Origin of the sequence: Brevundimonas sp. (genome assembly GCF_032107865.1) — a bacterium.
In the GTDB taxonomy this organism is placed as follows: Bacteria; Pseudomonadota; Alphaproteobacteria; order Caulobacterales; family Caulobacteraceae; genus Brevundimonas.
Genome location: NZ_DAMCNG010000273.1, coordinates 1 through 3,185 on the forward strand (window position 1 = coordinate 1; position 3,185 = coordinate 3,185).

The 3,185-nt window shown below is 69.4% G+C and carries 4 protein-coding genes and 1 pseudogene; 1 reads left to right on the forward strand and 4 read right to left on the reverse strand.

The window, feature by feature from the left end:
* A pseudogene (locus RT567_RS15355) lies at positions 1 to 650 on the forward strand (hypothetical protein); the annotation flags it as partial.
* 7 nt (positions 651 to 657) lie between these two features.
* Here RT567_RS15355 and RT567_RS15360 read toward each other — a convergent pair.
* From RT567_RS15360 to RT567_RS15375, 4 genes are all read right to left on the reverse strand, one after another.
* Positions 658 to 780 (reverse strand): hypothetical protein, encoded by a 123-nt coding sequence (locus RT567_RS15360; protein ID WP_256375772.1) that lies wholly within the window; start codon positions 778 to 780, stop codon positions 658 to 660.
* A 95-nt stretch (positions 781 to 875) separates the two neighbouring features.
* The gene (gene gcvA / locus RT567_RS15365; protein WP_313577109.1) at positions 876 to 1,817 is read right to left on the reverse strand and encodes a transcriptional regulator GcvA; all 942 of its coding nucleotides are present in this window, start codon (positions 1,815 to 1,817) and stop codon (positions 876 to 878) included.
* Between the two features lie 7 nt (positions 1,818 to 1,824).
* Positions 1,825 to 2,511: a response regulator transcription factor gene (locus RT567_RS15370; RefSeq protein ID WP_003166566.1), complete on the reverse strand. Its 687-nt coding sequence runs from the start codon at positions 2,509 to 2,511 to the stop codon at positions 1,825 to 1,827.
* Positions 2,512 to 2,573: 62 nt separating this feature from the next.
* A partial coding sequence (locus RT567_RS15375) for a YggS family pyridoxal phosphate-dependent enzyme (protein WP_313577110.1) occupies positions 2,574 to 3,185 on the reverse strand: 612 nt, incomplete at its 5' end.

Here is a 3,185-nt window from a genome sequence, read left to right on the forward strand (position 1 = left end):
GCGGCGGCGGAGCGACCGACGCCGCCGAGTCCGGCGGCCTGCCCCGCCTTGTCCGCAATGCCGACGGAAGCCTGACCCTGACGGTCACGCCGGAAGACCTGGGCGCGTCGGCCCTGGTCCCCGCCACCCGCGAAGGGGCCGTCGACAAGTGGGAGGCGGTCGAAGGTTTCTGGATCGCCCGGCCATGGAGCGGCCTGGACGCCTGTCCGGTGTCAGCGGCTCTGGCCGCCCCCGCCCCTGCTCTCGCGCCTTCGCCGGCTCAAGCGGCGATCAAGACGCCCGCCGAGGACAAGACGGCTGAGGCCAAGGCCGTTGACGAGGTCGCGGCGCCGCCAATCGTCCAGCCGGAACGCAGCGCAGGGCTGGCCGCCGTGTTCGAGACGGGCGGCTCGCGCCTGGGCCGTCGTCAGGGCCAGGCCTATGTCCATGTCATTCGGGGAGAAAAGGGCGTCGCGCCGACGCCAGCGCCGGGCGGCTATGCCCTGCGTCTGGAAGGTCGGCTGACCGCCTTCGCGGACGGCAAGGCCGTCCATTGCGTCCAGGAAGACGCCGAAAGCCGTCCGGTCTGCGTCGCCGCGCTGCGGCTGGACCGGCTGGCTTTCGAAGATGGGGCCACGGGCGCCCTTCTCAGCGAATGGCGCCCGCGTTGACTTAAGCTCAGGCTGCGCCCAGCAGCTTGGCGCCGGCCAGCACGCCCAGCAGGATCAGGGTGACGCTGCCGGTGAAGACGACGATGCCTTCGAACGAGAAGCTCGAAGCGCGGGGATGCACGAGTTTCATGACTTGGTTCCTTTCGGCGGGGGAGTTCCGAACGGTCTCAAGATAGGCGGCGCGGTCGCCGGGAACAAACCACGGTTAGGCCGTATCAAGTGACCTCAAGTCACCCGAACCGTATCCGCGTCTTCATCCAGCCGCGATTCGGCCACGATCCAGTTGAGGAAGCGCCGCAGCTTGGGTTCGTCCGCCCGTTCCGGCAGCACCACCGCCCAATAGGCCAGGTCGTTGGTCAGGGCGTGATCGACCGGCTGGATCAGCCGCCCCTCGCGCAGGTCATCCGCCGCCAGGGGCGCCGAGGTCAGGGCCACGCCGCGTCCCGACAGGGCCGCCTCCAGCGCCAGATGGCTGTGGCTGAAATGGGGGCCGCGCAGGTTCTGGACCCGAGGATCGTCGACACCGGCGCTCTCGAACCAGGCCTTCCATCCCATGCGGTCGGCGTAGGGCATGTCGTGCCAGGTCTCATGGATCAGGACCACGTCCAACAGGTCGGACGGATGGTTCAACCGCCGCGCGGCGGCGAAGGACGGCGCGCAGACCGGGATCAGCCGCTCATTGACCAGCCGTCGCGCCACCTGCCCCGGATAGGGGCCTTCGCCATAGCGCAGGGCCACGTCTGCCTCGCCGTTCGACAGGTCGGCGATGCGGTCCTCGGCGAAGACGATCAGGTCGAGATCCGGGTTTTCCTCGCTGAAACGATGCAGGCGCGGCGACAGCCATTTGCTGGCCAGCGACGGCAGGGCGGTGATCCGCAACTGGCGCGAACGGCCGGGCCGCACGGCCTCCAGCGCGCTTTCCAGCCGCTCGAAGGCGTCGGCCACGCCCTGGGCCAGACGCTTGCCGTCGGCGGTCAGGCGCACCGAGCGGTTGAAACGGTCGAACAGGCGCAGGCCCAGCCGCATCTCCAGCGCCTTCACATGGCGGCTGACGGCGCCGGGGGTGACGCCCAGCTCCTCGGCCGCCTCGCGGAAGCTGCCGAGGCGGGCGGCTGCGTCGAACGCCCGAAGCGCCACCAGCGGCGGGGTCGGGCGACGCTCGCTCATCTGGATGTCAGGGCTGGAGGCGGTAGCCGCCGGCGTCGGTCAGCAGCAGACGGGCCTGGCCCGGCTCGACCTCGATCTTCTGACGCAGGCGATAGATGTGGGTTTCCAGGGTGTGGGTGGTGACCCCAGCGTTGTAGCCCCAGACCTCGGTCAGCAGCTCTTCGCGCGACACCGGCTTGGCCCCGGCGCGATAGAGGTACTTGAGGATGTTGGTTTCCTTCTCGGTCAGCCGGACCTTCTTGCCCTTGTCGTCGACCATCAGCTTGGAAGCCGGGCGGAACTCATAGGGGCCGACCTGGAAGACGGCGTCCTCGGACTGTTCGTGGCTGCGCAAGTGGGCGCGGATGCGCGCCAGCAGGACCGCGAAGCGGAAGGGCTTGGTGACATAGTCGTTGGCGCCGGAGTCGAGGCCGAGGATGGCGTCCGAATCCGACGACTGCGCCGTCAGCATGATGACCGGGGTGGACACGCCCGCCTTGCGGATCAGGCGACAGGCCTCGCGGCCGTCCATGTCGGGCAGGTCGACGTCGAGCAGGATCAGGTCGGCCCGCGCCTCCTTGGCCTGGCGCACGCCGTCGGTCGCCGTCGCGGCCTGGGCCGGGCGAAATTCCTCGTGAAGCGCCAACTGCTCGGCCAAGGCCTCGCGCAGGTCGTTGTCGTCATCGATGATCAGAATGGTCTTGGGCGTGCGCATGGTCTCTTTAGAATGGCGAGGCTTGGGCCCGACGCCAAGGGCGCCAAACGCGATATTGCGTCCTAAGAGGCCGCAGGGACCATATTTCGTTCCCCGAACAGGGCCGAACCCACCCGAACATGGGTCGCGCCCGCCCTGATCGCCGTCAGATAGTCGCCGCTCATGCCCATCGACAGGACGCTCAAGCCGTTGCGGGCGGCGACCGCGGCCAGCAAGGCGAAGTGCGGCGCGGGGTCTTCATCGGCCGGGGGAATGCACATCAGCCCCTCGACCGTCAGGCCGTGGGCGTCGCGCGCGGCGGCGATCAGGGCGTCGGCGTCGTGCGGCAGGACGCCCGCCTTCTGCGGCTCGGCGCCCGTATTGACCTGAATTAGCACGCGGGGACGACGCCCCGTCTTGCGCGCGGCGGCCGCCAGGGCGACGGCGAGGCGTTCGCGATCCAGGGTCTCGATGACATCGAACAACTCGACCGCGTCTTGCGCCTTATTGGTCTGCAGGGGGCCGATCAGGCGCAGCTCCAGATCCGGCAGGGCGGTGCGGCGCTCGTCCCAGTGAGCCTTGGCCTCCTGCACCCGGTTCTCGCCGAACACCCGCTGACCGGTCGCCAGCGCGGCGTCGAGGGCGGCGTCGCCCTGCGTCTTGGACACCGCCGTCAGCACCACGGAAGCGGGGTC